This is a genomic window from Bacteroides timonensis (genome assembly GCF_000513195.1).
Lineage (GTDB): Bacteria > Bacteroidota > Bacteroidia > Bacteroidales > Bacteroidaceae > Bacteroides > Bacteroides timonensis.
Window position 1 is genome coordinate 57,096 of record NZ_CBVI010000091.1, and the last position, 19,825, is coordinate 76,920.

General features: G+C 40.7%; 16 protein-coding genes and 1 pseudogene. 12 read left to right on the plus strand and 5 right to left on the minus strand.

Going from position 1 to position 19,825, the window contains the following annotated elements:
* The first annotated feature begins 542 nt into the window (after positions 1-542).
* The 12 genes and pseudogenes from BN161_RS16905 (at position 543) to BN161_RS30625 (ending at position 15,723) form a co-directional block, all read left to right on the plus strand.
* Positions 543-2,285, plus strand: coding sequence for a tetratricopeptide repeat protein (locus BN161_RS16905; RefSeq protein ID WP_044268461.1), 1,743 nt, complete (start codon positions 543-545; stop codon positions 2,283-2,285).
* A gap of 128 nt (positions 2,286-2,413) precedes the next feature.
* Positions 2,414-2,809, plus strand: coding sequence for a DUF3244 domain-containing protein (locus tag BN161_RS16910; RefSeq protein WP_044268464.1), 396 nt, complete (start codon positions 2,414-2,416; stop codon positions 2,807-2,809).
* Positions 2,810-2,907: 98 nt separating this feature from the next.
* Positions 2,908-3,531: a tail fiber domain-containing protein gene (locus tag BN161_RS16915; protein ID WP_044268467.1), complete on the plus strand. Its 624-nt coding sequence runs from the start codon at positions 2,908-2,910 to the stop codon at positions 3,529-3,531.
* Positions 3,532-3,552: 21 nt separating this feature from the next.
* Positions 3,553-3,846 (plus strand): hypothetical protein, encoded by a 294-nt coding sequence (locus BN161_RS16920; RefSeq protein ID WP_044268469.1) that lies wholly within the window; start codon positions 3,553-3,555, stop codon positions 3,844-3,846.
* Between the two features lie 79 nt (positions 3,847-3,925).
* Entirely contained in the window at positions 3,926-4,879 is a 954-nt protein-coding gene (locus BN161_RS16925) for an acyltransferase family protein (protein ID WP_044268472.1), read from the plus strand.
* Positions 4,880-4,908: 29 nt separating this feature from the next.
* Positions 4,909-5,682, plus strand: a complete 774-nt coding sequence (locus BN161_RS16930) for a class I SAM-dependent methyltransferase (protein WP_044268474.1) — start codon at positions 4,909-4,911, stop codon at positions 5,680-5,682.
* 97 nt (positions 5,683-5,779) lie between these two features.
* Positions 5,780-7,318: an MAC/perforin domain-containing protein gene (locus tag BN161_RS16935; RefSeq protein WP_044268475.1), complete on the plus strand. Its 1,539-nt coding sequence runs from the start codon at positions 5,780-5,782 to the stop codon at positions 7,316-7,318.
* Between the two features lie 158 nt (positions 7,319-7,476).
* Positions 7,477-8,523 carry an MAC/perforin domain-containing protein gene (locus tag BN161_RS16940; protein WP_044268478.1) on the plus strand — a complete coding sequence of 349 codons (1,047 nt, stop codon included), beginning with the start codon at positions 7,477-7,479 and terminating at the stop codon, positions 8,521-8,523.
* A 132-nt stretch (positions 8,524-8,655) separates the two neighbouring features.
* On the plus strand, positions 8,656-10,695 hold the full coding sequence (gene metG, locus BN161_RS16945) for a methionine--tRNA ligase (RefSeq protein ID WP_044268482.1): 2,040 nt from the start codon (positions 8,656-8,658) through the stop codon (positions 10,693-10,695).
* Positions 10,696-10,714: 19 nt separating this feature from the next.
* Positions 10,715-12,385 (plus strand): ATP-binding protein, encoded by a 1,671-nt coding sequence (locus tag BN161_RS16950; protein ID WP_044268484.1) that lies wholly within the window; start codon positions 10,715-10,717, stop codon positions 12,383-12,385.
* A gap of 199 nt (positions 12,386-12,584) precedes the next feature.
* Positions 12,585-14,036: a lipopolysaccharide biosynthesis protein gene (locus BN161_RS16955; protein WP_044268488.1), complete on the plus strand. Its 1,452-nt coding sequence runs from the start codon at positions 12,585-12,587 to the stop codon at positions 14,034-14,036.
* Positions 14,033-15,723: pseudogene (locus BN161_RS30625) on the plus strand (DUF6044 family protein). Before BN161_RS16955 ends, BN161_RS30625 begins: the two are co-directional and overlap by 4 nt.
* Here the strand turns inward: BN161_RS30625 and BN161_RS16970 are convergent.
* From BN161_RS16970 to BN161_RS16990, 5 genes are read right to left on the minus strand one after another with little or no spacing between them, the layout of a single operon-like run.
* Positions 15,705-16,205: a KdsC family phosphatase gene (locus BN161_RS16970; protein WP_026367081.1), complete on the minus strand. Its 501-nt coding sequence runs from the start codon at positions 16,203-16,205 to the stop codon at positions 15,705-15,707. The pseudogene BN161_RS30625 and the gene BN161_RS16970 overlap by 19 nt on opposite strands.
* 33 nt (positions 16,206-16,238) lie before the next feature.
* Positions 16,239-17,102: a glycosyltransferase family protein gene (locus tag BN161_RS16975; RefSeq protein ID WP_044268496.1), complete on the minus strand. Its 864-nt coding sequence runs from the start codon at positions 17,100-17,102 to the stop codon at positions 16,239-16,241.
* Positions 17,103-17,105: 3 nt separating this feature from the next.
* Positions 17,106-18,146: an N-acetylneuraminate synthase family protein gene (locus BN161_RS16980; RefSeq protein WP_044268498.1), complete on the minus strand. Its 1,041-nt coding sequence runs from the start codon at positions 18,144-18,146 to the stop codon at positions 17,106-17,108.
* 59 nt (positions 18,147-18,205) lie between these two features.
* Entirely contained in the window at positions 18,206-18,958 is a 753-nt protein-coding gene (locus BN161_RS16985; protein ID WP_044268500.1) for a cytidylyltransferase domain-containing protein, read from the minus strand.
* On the minus strand, positions 18,955-19,806 hold the full coding sequence (locus BN161_RS16990) for a hypothetical protein (protein WP_044268502.1): 852 nt from the start codon (positions 19,804-19,806) through the stop codon (positions 18,955-18,957). Before BN161_RS16990 ends, BN161_RS16985 begins: the two co-directional genes overlap by 4 nt.
* Positions 19,807-19,825 lie beyond the last annotated feature (19 nt).

Below are 19,825 nucleotides of genomic sequence, written 5' to 3' on the forward strand. Positions count from 1 at the left end.
GGACTAATATCCTAGCTGTCAGACTGTAATGCTATTTTTGCATTTATGACTGATATTGGTACGAATGCTCTATTTTTGTCTGTATACTATGGTACTTCATTGCTCCGGAATGAGTTCACTGCTACCAGTTCTATACACATGAAGTCTGTTCCCCTATGTAGGATGGCAGTCCCCTTCATGGGAACGACAGTTTCCCTTTGTGGGAACGAGTGTTCCCCTTAATGGGAACGAGCGTTTCTCACGATGGGAACGAGCGTTTCTCCTAATGGGAACGGAAGTTGCTCTTCATGTGCATTGTATTATCTGTTTGTCTCTGTCTAAAAGATAAGTAAGTGTTCATGATTAGTTCATATATATTCGGGTTATGAATCAAATTAAACTACTGACTCGCATTATTAATCAGTGAATATCAATGCTGTAACGCCAAAATTATGGTCAGAGGCTCTGAAGATCAAAAAGAAAATGAATTTCACTCCCCGACTTCAAAAAAGTTTATTACCTTTGTATGATTTAATAACACTAACGACTAAAGCAACACGCGTATGAAATGGCCTAAACCACTACTAATAATCATTCTCTTACCACTTTACTTCCTCTCCTGTGACAGTAAACCTTATCCTCATGTCTTACAACTTGCTGACTCCCTTATAAATATTTGTCCGGACAGTGCTATTGTATTATTGGACCAATTCAAGGATAGCATCAGTCAAGAGCCAGAAGAAACACAAATATATTATCAACTGCTGACTATAAAAGCAAGAGATAAAGCATATATTGCACATACTTCGGATAGCTTGATGCTGGAAGTACTGCACTATTATGAAAAGAAGAAAGATAAAAAATATCTGCTGGAAGCATATTATTATGCAGGACGGATATATAGGGATTTGGGAGACGCACCGCAAGCGCTGGAATATTTCTTCAAAGCTATTGATGCATCAAGTGCTTGCATGGATTATAAGTTAACAAGTCGCATCTATAGTCAAATAGGAACCCTTTATCTTTATCAAGAAGTATATGATAAAGCACACGATGTATTCGTCAAAGCATATCAATATGATATCTTGGCAAAGGACAGCATCAGTATTATTTACAGCTTACGGGATATCGGACGGACATTTAGCACACTGAGCAAGGTGGACAGTGCAATATATTACTACGAAAAGGCAGATAAATTAGCTAACAAAATAAAGAACATAAATCTGAAAAGAATCGTCAACAGTGAACTATCTGAATATTACACTAAACTGGGGATGTATCAAAAAGCTTATCAAAGCATGCAAATTGCCTTTGAACAGATCAACACTATCAATTTAGCTCCCCGTTATTGTACGGCAGCGCGTTATTACTACCATACAAATCAATTAGACTCTGCGACTTATTATTACACCCAATTGTCACTCATGAACCGATATAGCTACAAGGCAGAAGGCTATCAGGGATTGGGCTACATTGCACGTCTAAAAGGAGAATATAAAAAAGCATTAGAGTATTTAGACAAAGATTTAGCATATACAGATTCTGCGAGAAATATCATTCAGACAGAAACAGTACGCAAAATAAACTCATTATATAATTACCAATTAAAAGAAAAAGAAAACAACCGATTGAAAGATATGGCTAATAACCAGAAAATATGGAATATTATTTTCATCTCCTTTCTCATCTCTCTTATACTAATCTTTGCTGTTTATTGGCAATATCATAAGAGAAAAAAACAAGAAGAATTAGCCCAACAAAGGAGAATAAAAAGAATGCAAGAAGAACAATATAACCAAAGTTTGGCATGCATTGAGGAAAACAGGAGGCAAATAAAAAAACTGGAACAATCGCTACAGAGTGCAGAAATCATAAAAAGTTCATTAAATCAAGATTTACTCAATCTCCAGAAAAAGCTTATTGAAAAAAGCAATGAGCAAATTATAGCTAAACAAGAATTTCGTGAACAAGGTATCTCTATTTTAAAGAAATCACCAATATACCACAAATTTCTAAAGGCGGAGCAAGGGATAAAAATTAAAAAAGAAGACTGGCAAGAACTGATTCATAGCATAAATGAAGCCTATACAGATTTCACGCTACGTCTACTTGATCTCTATCCAATGAAGACAATAGAGATGCAAGTTTGCCTACTCATAAAAATAGGAGTACCTCCTACCCAAATTGCATATATAACCTCACATACCAAGCAAGCCATTACATCCATACGCAAAAGGTTATACAAGAAGGTTTTCAATATGGATGGAAGCCCCGAAGATTGGGATATTTTCATTAGCTCAATGTAGTCAGAAGCGTACTTGTTGCGTACTATTATTATTGAGTACCTGCAAAATGCGTACTTATTGCGTACTTAATTATCGCATAATTCTTACACGAAGTCCCTACATTTGTAAAAACTCAAAAAGAAAGAATCATGTTACGTTATCTTTTTATCTTCATATTAGTAGCAGCATCTCTTCTTCTCACAGCAAGTGCAAAAGGAGCTATCATTCATATGATATATAACGTTGCGGAGTGCAATGATCCTAAAGACACAAACCCATGGGAACAAGACAAGCGTTCTATCACCAACTTCCCATCTGTCACGCAAGAGGACGACGTTATATATATTTATTCAAATATCATGCAAAACAACGTAAATATTATAATAAAAGACAGCAGCAATAATATTACACAATCTACTTCTATAACACTATTCCCTAATCAGCCAACAGCTATTAAGATAGTTACGACAATAAAAGGAGATTATAGGATTGAATTAAGATATAATCAAGTATCACTTTATGGTTATTTTAGCATTATGCCATAATTCACTAAAATATCAGATAATCTTCTAATATAAATCAAATAAGAAACAACGTTGTTTTCATAATATATTCTTAGTATTAACATTAAAATGTAATTAACATGAAAACAATCTTCACATTCAAAACTATCGTAAGTTTCCTTTTGCTTACATTGGGACTAAACCTTAATGCCCAAATCAAATATACTGATAGAGGCTTTCTCACTTTCGGTTCTACCACTTCTTATCATGATGGTACTAAATACTATGATTTGACACTCAAAGGAAATATATTTGTCCAAAGTCCGGCAAATGCAGGAAACTTTTTCCAAATAGACACCAATCCCGCAGCAACCCGTCTTGCAAGTCATTTGGATCAAGTAGTATTCTACAATACTGGAACAAGCACATTCAACAGCATTCAAGTGAAGAATGTATATAATTACTCCGATGCCAGAGCCAAAGCAAATATCCAATCTTTATCTCAAGGTTTGTCTATATTACAACAATTAAGACCCGTTTCATACAATTTCACAGACAATTCCGATAACACCAAGTTCAGAAAAGGTGGAGATGGAAAGGAAATCGGACTATTGGCCCAGGAAGTAGAGCAAGTTCTACCCAATATTGTCCTGACTGATCCGGATGGAAACAAATTGATTAACTACACAAGCCTCATTGCAGTACTTATAAATGCTGTTAAAGATCTAAACGAAAAAGTCGCCGCATTGGAAGCTCAACAGTAATTAAGAAAGGGGAAAACAGACATGAAAAAGAAATCCATATTAATTACTGCCTTTGCACTCGTTATCGCCATAGGCTGTACAAATGACGGAGTTATTCCGATAGAAGAAAGCAATGTCCTAACCCGCGCTGTGACTCAAACCATATTCAGTAATCAGACTGTAACATCCAACAGAACTGTTACGGGCACAGATATATTATCTGAAAATATCACAGTCAGCAATGGTGCCAAACTTATCCTAAAAGGAAGTCAAAGTATAACCATAAATAAACCTTATACTATAGAAAAAGGTTGCCAACTGGAAATAACACACTAATTCGTTTTAGGAAAGAGAAAGAAGAGGGAAGAGAATTTTCATTGTCTTCCCTCTTCTCAACGACACAAAAAAACAATTTATGGAACACCGTATTCGAGAATTAGACCACCTGAAAAGCATTTTCATTCTTCTAATGGTTGCTTTCCACTTGGTGTATATAGGCGATAAATATCCTTATGCAAAGCAGATTGTATATACATTCCATATGTCCGCCTTCCTTATTCTATCCGGCTATTTGACCAACATCCAAACAGACAACGGAAGTTTCTTAAAGAAACAATTATGGATTTTTATCCCATACATCTGCATGGAGACGGGCTATGTCATTATGTCTTATATCTTACCCGTCAGAGAAAGCGTATCAGAAGTTACCCCAACCCTATTATTACACAAAATATTTGTTAAACCAATAGGCACTTATTGGTATCTGCACACCCTTATCATCTGTAACCTTATTTATTATTACATATTCCGTTATATTCATGCAACAACCATTTCACGCATAATACTATTTGGCGTATGCCTGTTCACAATATCTTATTGGGGAGGACTTATGGCATTTGCCAATGCCATTTACTTTCTTGCAGGAGCCATTATCAGGCAAAGCAAACTACCATTCACCCATATCTTTCAGGCGTCACTCCTCGCCCTTATTCCTATCGTAATACTCTGCTGTTTCCCAGATAATCTGAACAGGGGAACATTGGCAGGTATTATCATTACTTACTTGGCAATCAGTATACTATTGTATATTCACCGCTACTTGCCCGAATGCATCAAACAAAACCTTTACTTTATTGGTCAAAATACTCTTGTTATACTTCTATTCTCTCCGATTTTCACAATCTTATGCAAGGTATTTCTACCAGTTTTACAGTTTGAGCCAACTGGAATGCTTTTTATGTTCACATCAGTCTTTTTCACAACAATGGGCTGTTTAGCAATGGCATGGGGTATGGACAAGCTACATTTATCCCACTTCTTCTTTGGGAAAGACACCATTTTTAAACCAATAATGAAATTAACAAAATAAAAATAACAGACTTACTAACATCATACATTATGCAAGAACGACAGAAAAACAGAAAACTCTACTTCGAGGAACTTTCCATAACAAGCAAGAAATACTATATTCCTTATATCTCGAAATTCAAGAAGATTGAAGAAGGAATGAATATTTTAGAGATAGGATGTGGAGATGGGGGCAATCTGTTGCCCTTTGCCGAACTGGGATGCAGCACGACAGGAGTCGACATATCCGCAGGTAGAATTAAGGATGCCATCCTGTTTTTTGAAGAAAGACAAATCAAAGGAAACTTCATTGCATCCGATATCTTCAAGCTAAAAAGCCTTGAGCATAATTTTGATTTGATTATCTGCCATGACGTTATTGAACATATAGAAGACAAAGCGACATTTTTGTTCAATCTACCGAAATATACTAAACCCGGAGGTCTTATTTTCATGTCATTCCCCGCATGGCAGATGCCGTTTGGAGGGCATCAACAAATATGCAAAAGCAAGACAATCTCTCACGTTCCCTTTATTCATCTGCTACCCGCCTTTATGTATAAAAGCATTCTGAAAATGAGTGGAGAAAACGAAGATTGCATTAAAGAACTTTTGTCCATAAAGGAAACCAGAACCCCCATAGAGTTATTTGAAAGACTCGTGCGCAAGAATCATATCACAGTTGTAGACAGACAATTGTTCTTTATAAATCCTCATTATGAAATAAAATTCGGACTGACGCCCCGAAAGCAGTCTGCAATAATCGCCGGTATTCCATATCTGAGAAATTTATTCACTACATCATGTTTCTACATTTTGAAATAAAAGATAATAAAAGAGTTTCCATTGAAGTTACTTTTACCGGAAACTTCTTCCCTTTTTGATTTTGAAATATATGAATTAAACTTTAAAAAAAAGAGTTATGAAAAAAGTACATTTTCTTTATTTAGTATCTTTATTATTGCCGTTTTGGAGCTGTAATAATGAAATGATGGATCTTGATGCACCAATAAATACTGATGCATCAACAAGAGCCACTGGAGATGGTGAAAATGATTTGCTGGGACATGGTTATGATGCAACGTCCAGTGCATTTAAAGGTTCCAAATATGGGAAAGCCAGAATTATCGACTTGGAACGCTTTTTGTCAGGAAAAGGACGTGACCCTATTACCGGAGTAGAGGTTGCAGTGTATCCCGGCAATATAGAAAAATCTCTTCTTCCTTCTGGAGGAGAAACGTATATCGAATGGGGATCCAACCTGGAAGAGTATAGTAAAGGCCAACACTCCAGATACAATGCAAATACAGAAATAAGTGCATTAGGAGTAAAGTTGTATAGCGCAGACTTGAAGGCCTTTTACAATGATTCTTCCCGATTTAGTAGTTCCTATTGCTTCTATAGAATAAATGTCCAAAAGACTACAAGGAAACTAAAACTGTCCCAGATATATCCCGCCTATTTGAAGTATTTTCTAACAGACGATTTCCTGCATGATTTGAAATATTATACAGGAGACGGCATTGTTGCAAAATATGGTACCCATGTACTTACAGATATTTTGCTAGGAGGAGTTTGCAGTGCTATGTTCAACGCAAAAATGACTACTGCCGCTAATGAGAGCTCTTTCAAAAGTGAAGCAGATTTATTTATCAGACAGGTTTCAGTCGGCACAGGCAGTTCCGAAGCACAAAAACGATTTAGTAGTTTTAAAGATGTAAGCATATCTATAGTATCTTATGGTGGCAAAGATGCAATTGATCAATCCAATATCTCGTTTGACCCATCAAAAGGTGAGCTGGGAGATTTTACTCTTAACTTTAATAATTGGCTAAATAGCATAGACCAAACTACAGAACAAGTGATTGGAATAGGGGATAATACAACGGAAATTTATTTTATAAGCGATTTAGTGGATGATGCTTCTAAAAAGAAAGAAATAGAGGATGCCATTGTGAGATATTGTGAAAAGCAACAAGTAAATATGTCTTTAATGCAAACTTTGGATTATGAAAAAGCAATTCTCCACTTTACACACACCGACAATAAGAAGTATACGCCGGCAATGATGTATATACCGGCAGAATCATATTTCCCGGAAACTGTGGTTTTGAATTATTATCCAATGGAGAGTAGTGCACCTCTAGAAATGAAAGAAAGTGATATGTGGAAATTCCGTTGGACCTTCTATCCTTATGGAGAATATTATCGCATCGGGATAAGAGGAGCGAATTTTGTTGATTATGCATTTACGGTACGTTCATTATCTACTCTATTACCAAGGTTTAACGAAAAAGCATTTGACCAATTGTGGGCTGTAGAAGCGGTTTCCATACAAAACAACAAATATATGTTGAGGCACGTAAATAGTGGACAATATCTTTCGCACGATGACTTATTATTGCACCCTAAAAACCCGAATGATCAGTCGCTATGGTTTGATATAACAATAGTTCCATAAATAAAGATTAAAAAACTCATTTCTCTTAGAATGAATACATTTTAGGGGAAATGAGCATTCATGATATTAACAAAGCGTAAAAGAATATCTTGTCAAGAAGACCGTATATGGATATTTCTTAAATTTGTTTTTTTCACTGTCAATATAAAAATTAAAATATGAGACTGAACTACACATTATTTTGGGTACTGTTACCGCTTTGGGGCGGATGTGATTCTTCGGAAACAAAAACTGAAATCGAACCACCGATCGTAGTAGAGAAAGATCCTGTTGATATAAAAGTATTTATAGAAACTGTAACGAGCGATAAAACCTATGATTACATAGATTTATTGGGCAGAGGATTTGACTGTAAAAAGAGTACCATAAAGGGATATGCCAATGTAAAAGGAAAAGTCATTGATATAGAACGTTTATTGAAGGGTGACGGATATGATTATGTAAAACAGGAACCAATAAAATTATATCCTGGTTCTCTAGAAGTATCTTTGTTGTACCAAGGGGGAATTTGGACTATAAATGAGAATCGGGACCTGAATAGATATATAGATAATATCTATTTAAATAGCCATGTGGAAACGAAGATAGGAGATGATACTCTTGAACTATTTACTGAGGATATAGGAGATATCGAGGAAAACCTGCAAGGTAATTACTTTTACAAAGCAGAATTACTAAAGCCTACCAGCAGATATACCCTCCCCCAGGTTTGTCCGGAGTTTTTATATTTTTTTCTGTCTGAAGAATTCCAGAGCGACTTGGAGAAGAGCAGCGGGAACGCGATAGTGGAAAAATACGGTACCCATGTTCTTACCGATATACTCTTGGGAGGATATGTATCTATCTCTTACATCGCTCAATACACCTATATGCTATCTGACGCAGACTATAAAAAACGAGTTCAAGTTTATACCAACTATCTTTCCGTTTCCCGTTATCCTTTGGAGGTAACCCAAATCTTTGAGAAATGCAGTAAAGTAAATATTCATTTTAAATCCAATGGAGGGGACCCGTCACAGATTGTTGCCGAAGGTGATAAAATCGTAGGCTTTGACAAGTGGATCAGAGGGATCAACAACCAAGTAGGAACTTTAATCGGGATCGGACATTCTACTACTCATGTATTTTTGATCAGTGATTTTGTAAAAGATGAAAAGAAGAAAACCGAAATAGAAAAAGCGATTTTACGGTATTGCAATCAATAACCGATACACAATTTCTGAATCTTTTTGAATACATCATTGGACATTTCATTGTCTTCTCTTTTTCTTTGAGTGGAAAACCGTTATCTTTGCACACTAAAATGCGCTCATAACAAAAGAGATACATATATCACAATGGAAAAGAAATTCAAACGCACTACCGTTACGTCGGCATTGCCCTACGCTAACGGCCCCGTTCATATCGGACACTTGGCAGGAGTTTATGTACCCGCTGATATCTACGTCCGCTATCTGAGACTGAAAAAGGAAGATGTAATCTTTATCGGAGGTTCGGACGAACACGGAGTACCCATCACAATACGCGCCAAGAAAGAAGGTGTAACACCGCAAGATATAGTAGACCGTTATCATACGCTTATCAAAGAGTCTTTTAAAGAGTTCGGCATCTCATTTGATGTATACAGCCGCACAAGTTCAAAAACTCACCACGACACCGCTTCGGAATTCTTCCGTAAGCTGTACGATAAAGGCGATTTTATCGAAAAAACCAGTATGCAGTATTACGACGAGGAAGCCAAGACTTTCCTTGCCGACCGCTATATTACAGGCGAATGTCCCCACTGCCATGCAGAAGGTGCCTACGGCGACCAATGCGAGAAGTGCGGTACGAGCCTCAGCCCCACAGACCTGATTAATCCGAAAAGCGCCATCAGCGGAAGTAAGCCCGTAATGCGCGAAACGAAGCATTGGTATCTGCCGCTTGACCAACACGAAAGCTGGTTGCGCCAATGGATTCTGGAAGATCATAAAGAATGGCGCCCCAATGTATATGGTCAGTGTAAAAGCTGGCTTGACATGGGCCTGCAACCCCGTGCAGTAAGCCGTGACCTTGATTGGGGGATTCCTGTACCCGTAGAAGGTGCGGAAGGAAAGGTGCTGTATGTATGGTTTGATGCCCCTATCGGCTACATCAGCAACACAAAAGAGTTGCTGCCCGACACTTGGGAAACCTGGTGGAAAGATCCCGAAACCCGCCTGATTCACTTTATCGGTAAAGATAATATCGTATTCCACTGCATCGTATTTCCTGCCATGCTGAAAGCGGAAGGCAGCTTTATTCTGCCTGATAACGTACCGAGTAATGAATTCCTGAACCTGGAAGGCGACAAGATTTCGACTTCACGCAATTGGGCCGTATGGTTGCACGAATACCTGGTAGACTTCCCCGGCAAGCAGGATGTGCTTCGCTATGTGCTGACAGCCAATGCGCCTGAAACTAAAGACAATGATTTCACCTGGAAAGATTTCCAGGCACGCAATAACAATGAATTGGTAGCCGTTTACGGTAACTTCGTGAACCGTGCCCTGCAACTCACCAAGAAGTATTTCGATGGTGTAGTGCCTGCTGCCGGTGAACTTACGGACTACGACCGCGAAACACTGAAAGAATTCTCGGATGTAAAAGCAGAAGTAGAAAAGTTACTGGATGTATTCAAGTTCCGCGATGCACAGAAGGAGGCCATGAACCTGGCCCGCATCGGAAACAAATATCTGGCAGATACCGAACCGTGGAAGATCGCCAAAACGGATATGGATCGTGTAGCCACTATCCTGAACATCTCCCTGCAACTGGTTGCCAACCTTGCCATTGCATTCGAACCATTCCTACCGTTCAGCAGCGAAAAACTACGTAGTATGCTGAACATGGACAGCTTCGACTGGGCTACTTTGGGCAGTACTAATTTATTGCCGGCCGGACACCAGTTGGCTACCCCTGAATTGCTCTTCGAAAAGATAGAAGACAGCGTTATTGAAGCACAGGTACAGAAGTTGCTTGATACGAAAAAGGCTAATGAGGAAGCCAACTACAAAGCTAACCCCATCCGCCCGAATATCGAATTCGATGACTTCATGAAGCTGGATATTCGTGTGGGCACCGTGCTGGAATGCCAGAAAGTCCCCAAAGCCGATAAATTACTGCAATTCAAGATTGCCGACGGACTGGAAAACCGTACTATCGTCAGTGGTATCGCACAGCACTACAATCCGGAAGAACTGGTAGGCAAGCAAGTATGCTTCATTGCCAATCTTGCTCCGCGTAAGCTGAAAGGCATCGTCAGCGAAGGTATGATCCTCTCTGCCGAGAACTTTGACGGTTCGCTCTCTGTGGTTACTACGATGAAGGAAGTGAAGCCAGGTAGTGAAGTGAAGTAAATAATAATCTTAATGCCGAATGACAACTCAAGAACTCATAAAGCTTTTGGAGGATTTCATCCACTTGCCGGGAGAAAATGAAGTCGTAGAATTCAAAAAAGCTCAGAATGGATTCGATACACTCAAGTTGGGAGAATACTTCTCAGCTCTTAGCAACGAAGCCAATCTTCGCCAGGAGGAATTTGCTTGGTTGTTATTCGGCATTCATGATAAAACCCATGCCATCTTAGGCAGTTCATATAAACCGACACGTCCTTCGCTTGATGCTCTGAAAAGGGAAATAGCCGAAGGGACTAACTGTGGTATCACTTTTACAGAAATACATGAAATCATGTATCAAGGAAAAAGAGTTATCATGTTTCAGATACCGGCAGCTCCCAAAGGTATTCCTACTTCTTATAAAGGACATTTTTATGGTCGCGACGGTGAATCATTGGTAGCCTTGAGCCTACATGAATTAGAATCTATTCGCAATCAAAGCCATCAGTCCGATTGGAGTGCTCAAATTGTAAAAGAGGCAACTTTGGACGATTTAGATCCTAGAGCTATTTCCATTGCACGCTCACTATACATTGCGAAGAATAAAAAGAATGCTCCTGAAATAGCAGAATGGGATGATGTTACCTTTCTGAACAAGGCTAAACTGACTATAAAAGGTAAAATAACCAATGCAACCATTGTCTTGTTAGGGAAAGGAGAGAGTGAAGTACTCATTTCGCCGGCAGTAGCCAAAATACGCTGGATACTCAAAGACTCACAAGGGACAGAGCGGGATTACGAGATTAAGAGTTGTCCGTTCATCATCTCCATTGAAGAGGTTTACCAGAAAATACGTAATCTGAAATATCGCTATATCAACCCTGAATTCCGCACCCTATTCCCCGAGGAAGTAGATACGTATGAGCCGTACGTCATTCGAGAAGCTATTAATAATGCCGTTGCGCACCAAGACTATACATTAGGCGGACAAATCAATGTAGTAGAGTATGAAGACAAACTTGTATTTACCAATAAAGGAAGTTTTATTCCCCGCACAATTAGTAACGTATTGAAGGACAACGCACCGGAAGAAGTTTATCGAAATCCCTTCCTGGCTCGTGCAATGGTAGGGCTACAAATGGTGGACACAATAGGCAGTGGAATACGGAAAATGTTCAATTTTCAACGCCAACGCCTCTTTCCTTTGCCCGACTATATCATTGATAGAGACAGGGTGCAAGTCACCATTATCGGAAAGATTCTGAATATGGAATATGCCAATATCTTAGCTCAAAAACAAGATTTGACATTGGTGGAGGTAGAGGCTCTCAACCGTATACAATTAAATCGTCCGATATCAGAAGAAGAGGTAGCCTTGCTCAGGAAGAAGAAACTTATTGAGGGAAGAAAGCCAAACTTATTTATAGCAAAACCGGTTGCTCAACAATTAGATCAGAGAACAGCCTATTCCAACAATAAAGGATTTGAAGATGATTACTATTGCGATCTAATCTTAAAAGCGATAACAGAACACGGAATGCTTACAAGAGAAGAAATAACTAAATTACTCTGGAAAAAGCTGCCTGATGTTTTGAATGAAAGCCAAAAACTAATCAAAGTAAAAAATCTCTTATCTAAATTGCGATCATGTAATAAAATAGTGAACCAAAGACAAGGAAGTATATCTAACTGGCTATTAAAGAAAGAGTGAAATTATCCGAGAAATATCCGAGAAATATCCGAGAAATATCCGAGAAATTGGAGTATAGTGCTGATAATCTGAACAATGCAACATCTGCATTAAATGCTGTTTAAATTGCATTTAAACAGCATTTAAACGCAATTTACGAGCAATTTATCCGAGAATTAAACGCAATTAAATGATATCTTAATCATAAACCAAACAAGTAATGGCAGAATCGTCACTAAAAGAAAAAACAGCCAAAGGAATATTTTGGGGAGGAATAGGCAGTGGTTCACTACAACTGCTTAATCTTATCTTTGGGATATTCCTTTCACGTCTATTATCGCCATCAGATTATGGTATGATAGGTGCGCTGACTGTATTCGCCGCAATGGCAGGCTCTTTTGCCGAAAGCGGATTTATACTGGCTATTGTCAACAAGAAGGAAGCAGAGCACGAAGATTATAATGCTGTTTTTTGGTTCAATATCTGCATGGGAGCACTTCTCTATCTCATACTGTTTGCCTGCGCTCCATTCATTGCTGATTTCTATCACACTCCTGAACTTACTAATCTGGCACGTTTCCTGTTCCTAAGTTTCTTCATAGGAAGCATCAGTGTAGCACCTGTCGCCTATTTCTTTCGCAATCTGATGGTGAAAGAGCGTAGCCAGATACAGATTATTGCCATCATCATCTCGGGGGCAGCAGGTCTCACCTGTGCTTATCATGGCTGGGGAGCATGGGGCATCGCCCTGCAAACCGTGCTGTACTCCAGTATCAATACTTTGCTAAATTGGTACTTCTCACCTTGGCGACCTACCTTTTCATTCCATCTGCAACCACTACGACAGATGTTGCCTTTTAGTAGCAAGTTATTGTTCACTTCCATGTTCACGCAAGTCAACAATAATATCTTCTCTGTATTACTGGGACGCTTCTACACCATACCGCAAGTGGGCTTCTACACCCAAGGAAGTAAATGGACCACCATGGGCTACTCCACTATCTTAGGAATGATAAATAATGTGGGACAGCCCGTTTTCCGCGAAGCATCGGAAGACCGGCAACGCTTGCAGAACATTTTCCATAAGCTTCTGCGTTTCACCGCTTTTGTCTGCTTTCCCGCCATGTTCGGACTGGCAATCGTCGCACAGGAACTTATTGTATTAAGCGTCACAGACAAATGGCTCCCCTGCGTGCCAATTATGCAGATTCTATGTGTGTGGGGAGCATTCATGCCTATTTCCACCCTGTACTCCAATCTTATGAATAGCCTGGGACGACCTAATATTTATATGTGGAATACCATTGGTTTAGGAGTATTCCAGTTGATTTGCCTGTGGTTCAGTTATTCCCACGGACTACAGATCATGCTGATTATTTATACCACAGCGAACATTCTCTGGCTACTGGTGTGGCAACATTTTGCTCATAAGTATGCAGGTATTCTACTATTCGATGTATTGAAAGATATTGCTCCTTACCTGATATTATCCGTTGTAGCAGTCGGAACAGCCTATATAGTTGCCAGCCGCATAGAGAATATATTCCTTTCTCTTATGCTGAAAATAGTTCTGGCAGCGGCCATTTATCTGTTTTGCATGTGGAGATTGAAGTCGCAAGTATTCCGTGAAAGCCTGCAATATCTGGTTAAAAAGAAAAAGATGCAACAATGATTTCAGCAGTTCATAACCGTTCCAAGACATTCTTTCTGACAGGTATACTGATCACATTAGGATATTACATCCCTTATTTTATCAATGGGGAGAATTCCTACATTCAGATATTAGACAATCTGGACAGCACAATAGCCTATTTGAATGTACTGAAAGAAAATGGCACTTTATTCAATACAGAAGTTCCGTTTCCAGCCATGGAAGGACTGAAAGTATCCAACATAGCATACTGCTTTCTGCCACGCCTGCTACTGGTCGATATCTTCAACCCATTTACTTCTTACATACTGAATGAACTCATCGGACGACTTATCGGTTTTACCGGAATGTGGTTCTTTCTGACTCGCTATCTACTGAAAGAGAGTAAACACAGAACTATTGTGTCTTTCCTCACCTCACTCTGTTTTTCACTGATGGCGTATTACGCAGACTACGGTTTGAGCGTGATGGGACAGCCTTTGCTGGCCTACGCATTTCTGAACCTGAAAGAAGAAAAACAAAAAATATCCAGCTATCTGATAATAATCTTTGTAGCACTCTATTCTTCATTGGTACTGGCCGGAGTATTCATTGGGATTACCCTGTTTGCATACTATCTATACCTTAAAATAAAAACAAAAAAACATATAGGCCCTATGTAACAGGGTTCTGTATATTGGTGCTGACCTACATCATCAGTAATTACAGTCTATTTACCGACTTCCTGTCACCCGTCATTTCCCACCGTACGGAAATTATCTACTCCTCATCACTCCGGGAAACCATAACGAGAAGTCTGGAAATGCTGAAAGTCACCCAGATTCACACAGGCAGCCTACCGGTTATATTCATCCTCTTCTATATATTCCTTATTTACATTCACGATAAACAAATCGACAGTAAAGTGAGGTTTCTGCTGAAAGTAATAGCTACCATTCTTCTGTGGTATCTAATCTTCAACCTCCTCAAATATGCATTTCCCAAAGCGCATATACTGACTATGTTTCAGTCTGATCGCTTCTACTTCCTTCTCCCCTTTTTATGGTTGTGTGTGACAGCCCTCCTGTTCGATAAAATCGTAAGTTACAAATACGGGCGCTACCTGTTACTTACCGCATTTACATTATTGGTGGGAGTAACTTTCTGGATCAATCCGGAATATAAGAACAACTTAAAACAATTATGCGGAATCAATATTTCCGAACCAACTTACAGACAGTTTTACGATACTCGCCTGTTTGACGACATACATGGTGTAATAGGAGATGATTCGGATAGTAACAAAGTCGCTTGCCTGGGGTTCTTTCCTTCTGTTGCGCAATATAACGGGTTTTATACATTAAACGGATACTTCCAAAATTACCCGCTGGCATACAAACATACATTCAGAAAGGTAATTGCCGGAGAACTGGAAAAATCAGCCGAACGTAAAGCGTATTATGATCGTTGGGGAAGCCGTTGTTATTTATACTCCTCTGAGCTACAGGGAGATTTATGGGGAAAAGATAAACAAGGAGAGGTCCGGAACCTGGAAATAGATACGACCACTCTGAAAGAACTGGGATGTACCTATCTATTTTCGGCTGTGAATATTCGCAATTATCAGGAACTCGGCTTGCAATACATAGGTACTTATACGACACCTACCTCTTTCTGGGAAATCAAGGTCTACAAAGTAGGGGAAAAACCTCAGGATAGGAACTGCTGAAGCACCCCTTCAAGCATCCCATTATCAGAAAGCAGTTTCTCCACAAACTCACGAAAGGCACCAAAGCCCCCATGCTGTGCAGTGACGTAATCGACCTCACGTTTCACATAATCCGGTGTATTACTGGGGGAAGCGCTGAATCCAACCTTACGGAGCAGAGCCAAGTCGTTCACATCATCACCGATGAAAGCAACATCCTGTAACGTAATGCCCAACTCACGACACAGTTCTTCCGCCTGTGCCACTTTATCTTTCACCCCCAGGTAGCAGTAATCTATCTTCAGCTTATCAGCACGTTTCTGAACAATCTGCGTATTCTCACCCGTCATAATGGCTACAGGTATATTCAGCTTGCGAAGGAAAATAACTCCCCAGCCGTCTTTCACGGAGAAGCGTTTCATCACATCGCCCTGTTCGGTATAGTACATTCCACCATCAGTCCACACACCATCAATATCGGTAATCACTAACTTTGGTAACATAGTTTTTTCTTTTTATTCAGATGATACAATCATTTATTTCCACTTCCCGCTCTTTCCCCTCAGCCCATCGCGATAGCCACACAGCAATGCCCACAATTTACTGAACTTCTGCTGCTCATACAGTATGATAAAAACCACACGCTTATAAAAATGATAGCGCAAATGCGACTTCAGATTCAACGCTTCAGGATACAGACGATGCAGGAGAATACCATTGCGCACATTATAGTAGGAACGGGCCGGACCATATTCATTAGGAAATACTTCTTTTCCCAGCAAACGCCTTTTCTTCTTCTGATAACCCAAATCGTGTGTCAGCAGAATATTCTTGAAGCATAAAACGGGAATATCTTTCCTTTTAGCCCTCCAACAAAACTCACAATCCACTCCCCAGACAAAGAGGGATTCCATAAAGTCACCCAAAGTATCGAACAGGCTAACCGGATATATACTTCCCGAAGTCATTGCCGAATACACTTCATCCACAGAGTCCGTTGGCGGATACATGGTGGTTTGCTGAGATTTAATAAAATAATTGGTAGAGAAAATGGCAGCCTTGTCCTCACCATAGTTACGGATTGCCCGAAGATAGCTTTCGAAGTTCCGCCCACCGAAACAGCTATCCTGATCCAAGGTCAGCAGATGCGTAAATCCATTTGCACGGGCATACGCCACCGCCTTATTCAGCGCAGAACCGATGCCCAGATTTTCACCACAACCATCCTGAATGATTTTCCCTCTCCCATCTCCCAAAGAATCCAAATCCAGATCCCTGCGATCGGCTGCCGGGGTATTATCCCACAACATCAATTCATCCAGCTGAGCAAGATAGGTAGCGATATTCTTTACTACCGCATCATCCGGATAATATAAGATGACTATGCCTAAGAGTTTCATAAATTATTGGATGACATCCGGATAGATAATCTCATTCCGGGGAATTTCTTTCAATACTTTATGCCCTACCACTTTCGCACGGTCCGCCCACTTAAAGCCGTCGCCGGGGCTCAACAGATGGATATCCTGTTCAGTAATAACATCTCCGGGATGCAGCGTCTTATTCGTTGCAATGGAACGCTCCAGTTTCACCTTTGCCGAGGCAACGGAAGAGTCGATATACAGTTCTTCTTTTCCCAGCCAACGTTCGGCAATACGGATATCACGTATCATGCGGTTCACACCGTCGGGGCCAAGAGAGCCTTGCTGATCGGTTCCCTTCATGCGGCGGTCGATGGTGACATGCTTCTCTATGATTTCCGCACCCATACCCACGGCAACGATAGGAGCGGCAATACCGATGGTATGGTCGGAGAAGCCGATGCAATACTGCCCGTAGTGCTGTTTCAGATAGGTGATAGTCTTCAGGTTCAGATTATCAGGCTGGGTAGGATACTGGGATACACAATGCAAGATAGAAATGTTGTTATGATAACGGGTAATCACCTCCAAAGCATCATCCAATTCTTTTCTGCCTGCCATGCCGGTAGACAGAATAATGGGTATCTTGGTTTCAGCCATCACTTCCAGCAACGGCAGGTTGGTAAGATCCCGGCTTGCCACTTTCAGACGGTCGGGCGTGAAGAGCTTCAGCAAAGAGAGGCAGCCTTTGGAGCAAAGTGTTTCCACGAAATCAAGCCCTAAAGACTTGGCGTGCCTATACACTTCGAAGTGTTCCTCGTCCGTCAGCTCTAGAAAAGCACGATGTTCGCCGTAGGTACGTCCGAAAGAATGGGGAGAATCATACGGACGGTTCATCTGTGAGTCCGTCAGTTCTTCATTCAAATCTCGTTTAGTCAATTTCACCGCATCCATCGGACGAAGTTCTATATTGAACACTTCTTCACGAACAGGGCGGGACACCAGGTCTACGATCAGTTTGGCTATATCGACGGAACCGTTATGGTTCTGTCCGATTTCTCCTATTATATAAGTACTATTCATTTACGAATTATAAATTACGAATTACACTTGGCTGCACGGCGGTAGAAGGTATACATGGACTATTTTTCATTTCTTGCAATATTCTCCAACATTCTGGCACGATATTCAGGATGCGATTGCACCAGTTGCAACAGGGCATGCACACTACGGTCGGTCTTCTCATGGAAAGTGGCATAAAGTTCCTGTAGCAAGGTGAAGTCTTCCATCGTATCGAGAGTGAAACGAAGATCGAAACGGCCTTCCAACTCAGCAGGCAACGGAAGCAGACGCACCTTGAATTTTTCGGGATGCGTATAGAGATAGATAGTGACATGCTCGATGTAGAGTTTCTCTTGCGTAGAAACGGCGGCACGACGCAGGGCATCAATCGTTGTCAACTCGGAATATAAGCCCAAATGGGATTTGATGGTAGGACGCTCATCGGCAAAGCCATAGGCAATATAATCTGCCGGACAGAAATTGTGTTCGGCAAAGAAGGTATTGAAAGTTTCGGGACGAAGGAACGGATTATCCGAACAAACACGGATAAAGCGGTTGATACCGAAAACTTCGGCAGCACGGATAAAGCGGTCGAGTACATTGTCCTCGTCGCCACGGAAACTGAGGATACCCGCCTGGCGGGCTACTTCGGCAAGCACGTCGTCCTGCGGGCGATTGGTGGTGGCAAGTACAATACATTTGTCCGGACAAGCCTGTTTGATATTGGCTATCAGAATGTCGATGATGCGCTGTTCGCCATAGAAGGGGAGCAGAATCTTGTTGTGCAGCCGGGTAGAACCGGTGCGTGCCTGAATGATTATTCCATCTTTCATAATTTCATCCGTTTAAAAGCGTCGATATAAGAGCCGGGAGTGACATTGATAATTTCCTTACCCAGCCGGCGTGCGTAGGCTTCGAGTATAAAGTAGGACTTGAAGGCTACGTGCATGTGATAGAGAATGGTGTGGAGCCGGGCACTGTTCAAGTTTTCCTGTTTCACGGTGTCGGCCTGCGATTTATTCTGGTCGTAGAAGTGCTTTTGGTGCATCAGTACTACGTTGTCGTCCGTTACGGTGATTTCCGGCAGCCAGGAATGGTCGGCACCTGCGAGATAAATCTTCTTGAAAGGCAGACGCAATCCCATAGCGATAGAAGGTATCAGCACGTTATGCGGACGGGGAACGCCCCAGCCTTTGCGGAATATCCAGTTGCAGAAACCCTGGAAGCCTTCGATAGGCGTTGTATTATAAATATAGAGCTTGATGTGGGGGTTACCCGCCAGTAAGGGTCGCCATTCTTTATTCTTTAGGGCACGGGCGGGGACAAAGAAGTTCATGTCCCAGGTAGTCTTTTCGGCCATTGTCTTGAAAAGCTGTATACGCTTCTCGGGAACGATCCAGAACAGTGGGTCTGCAATCAGATAAAGTTCGGGGCGGAGACGCTCGAACATAGGAGAACTTACACAGAAGTTCACTGCCAACAAGGTTTTTCCCTTGATGAAATCCGCCGAATCTTCTACCGTGCGGTTCAGCGAAGGGCCGTTAGCCAATATCAGCAATTCATCCGGATTACTGAAAGAAGACGGCAAGCGCGTGCGCCACTTGGACTGCAACAGGATTTTCACTATACTGAGGAAGCACTGCCAAAGCTGTTCCAACCATTTCAAACCTTTTTCTCCCATATTCACTGTTTATGATACT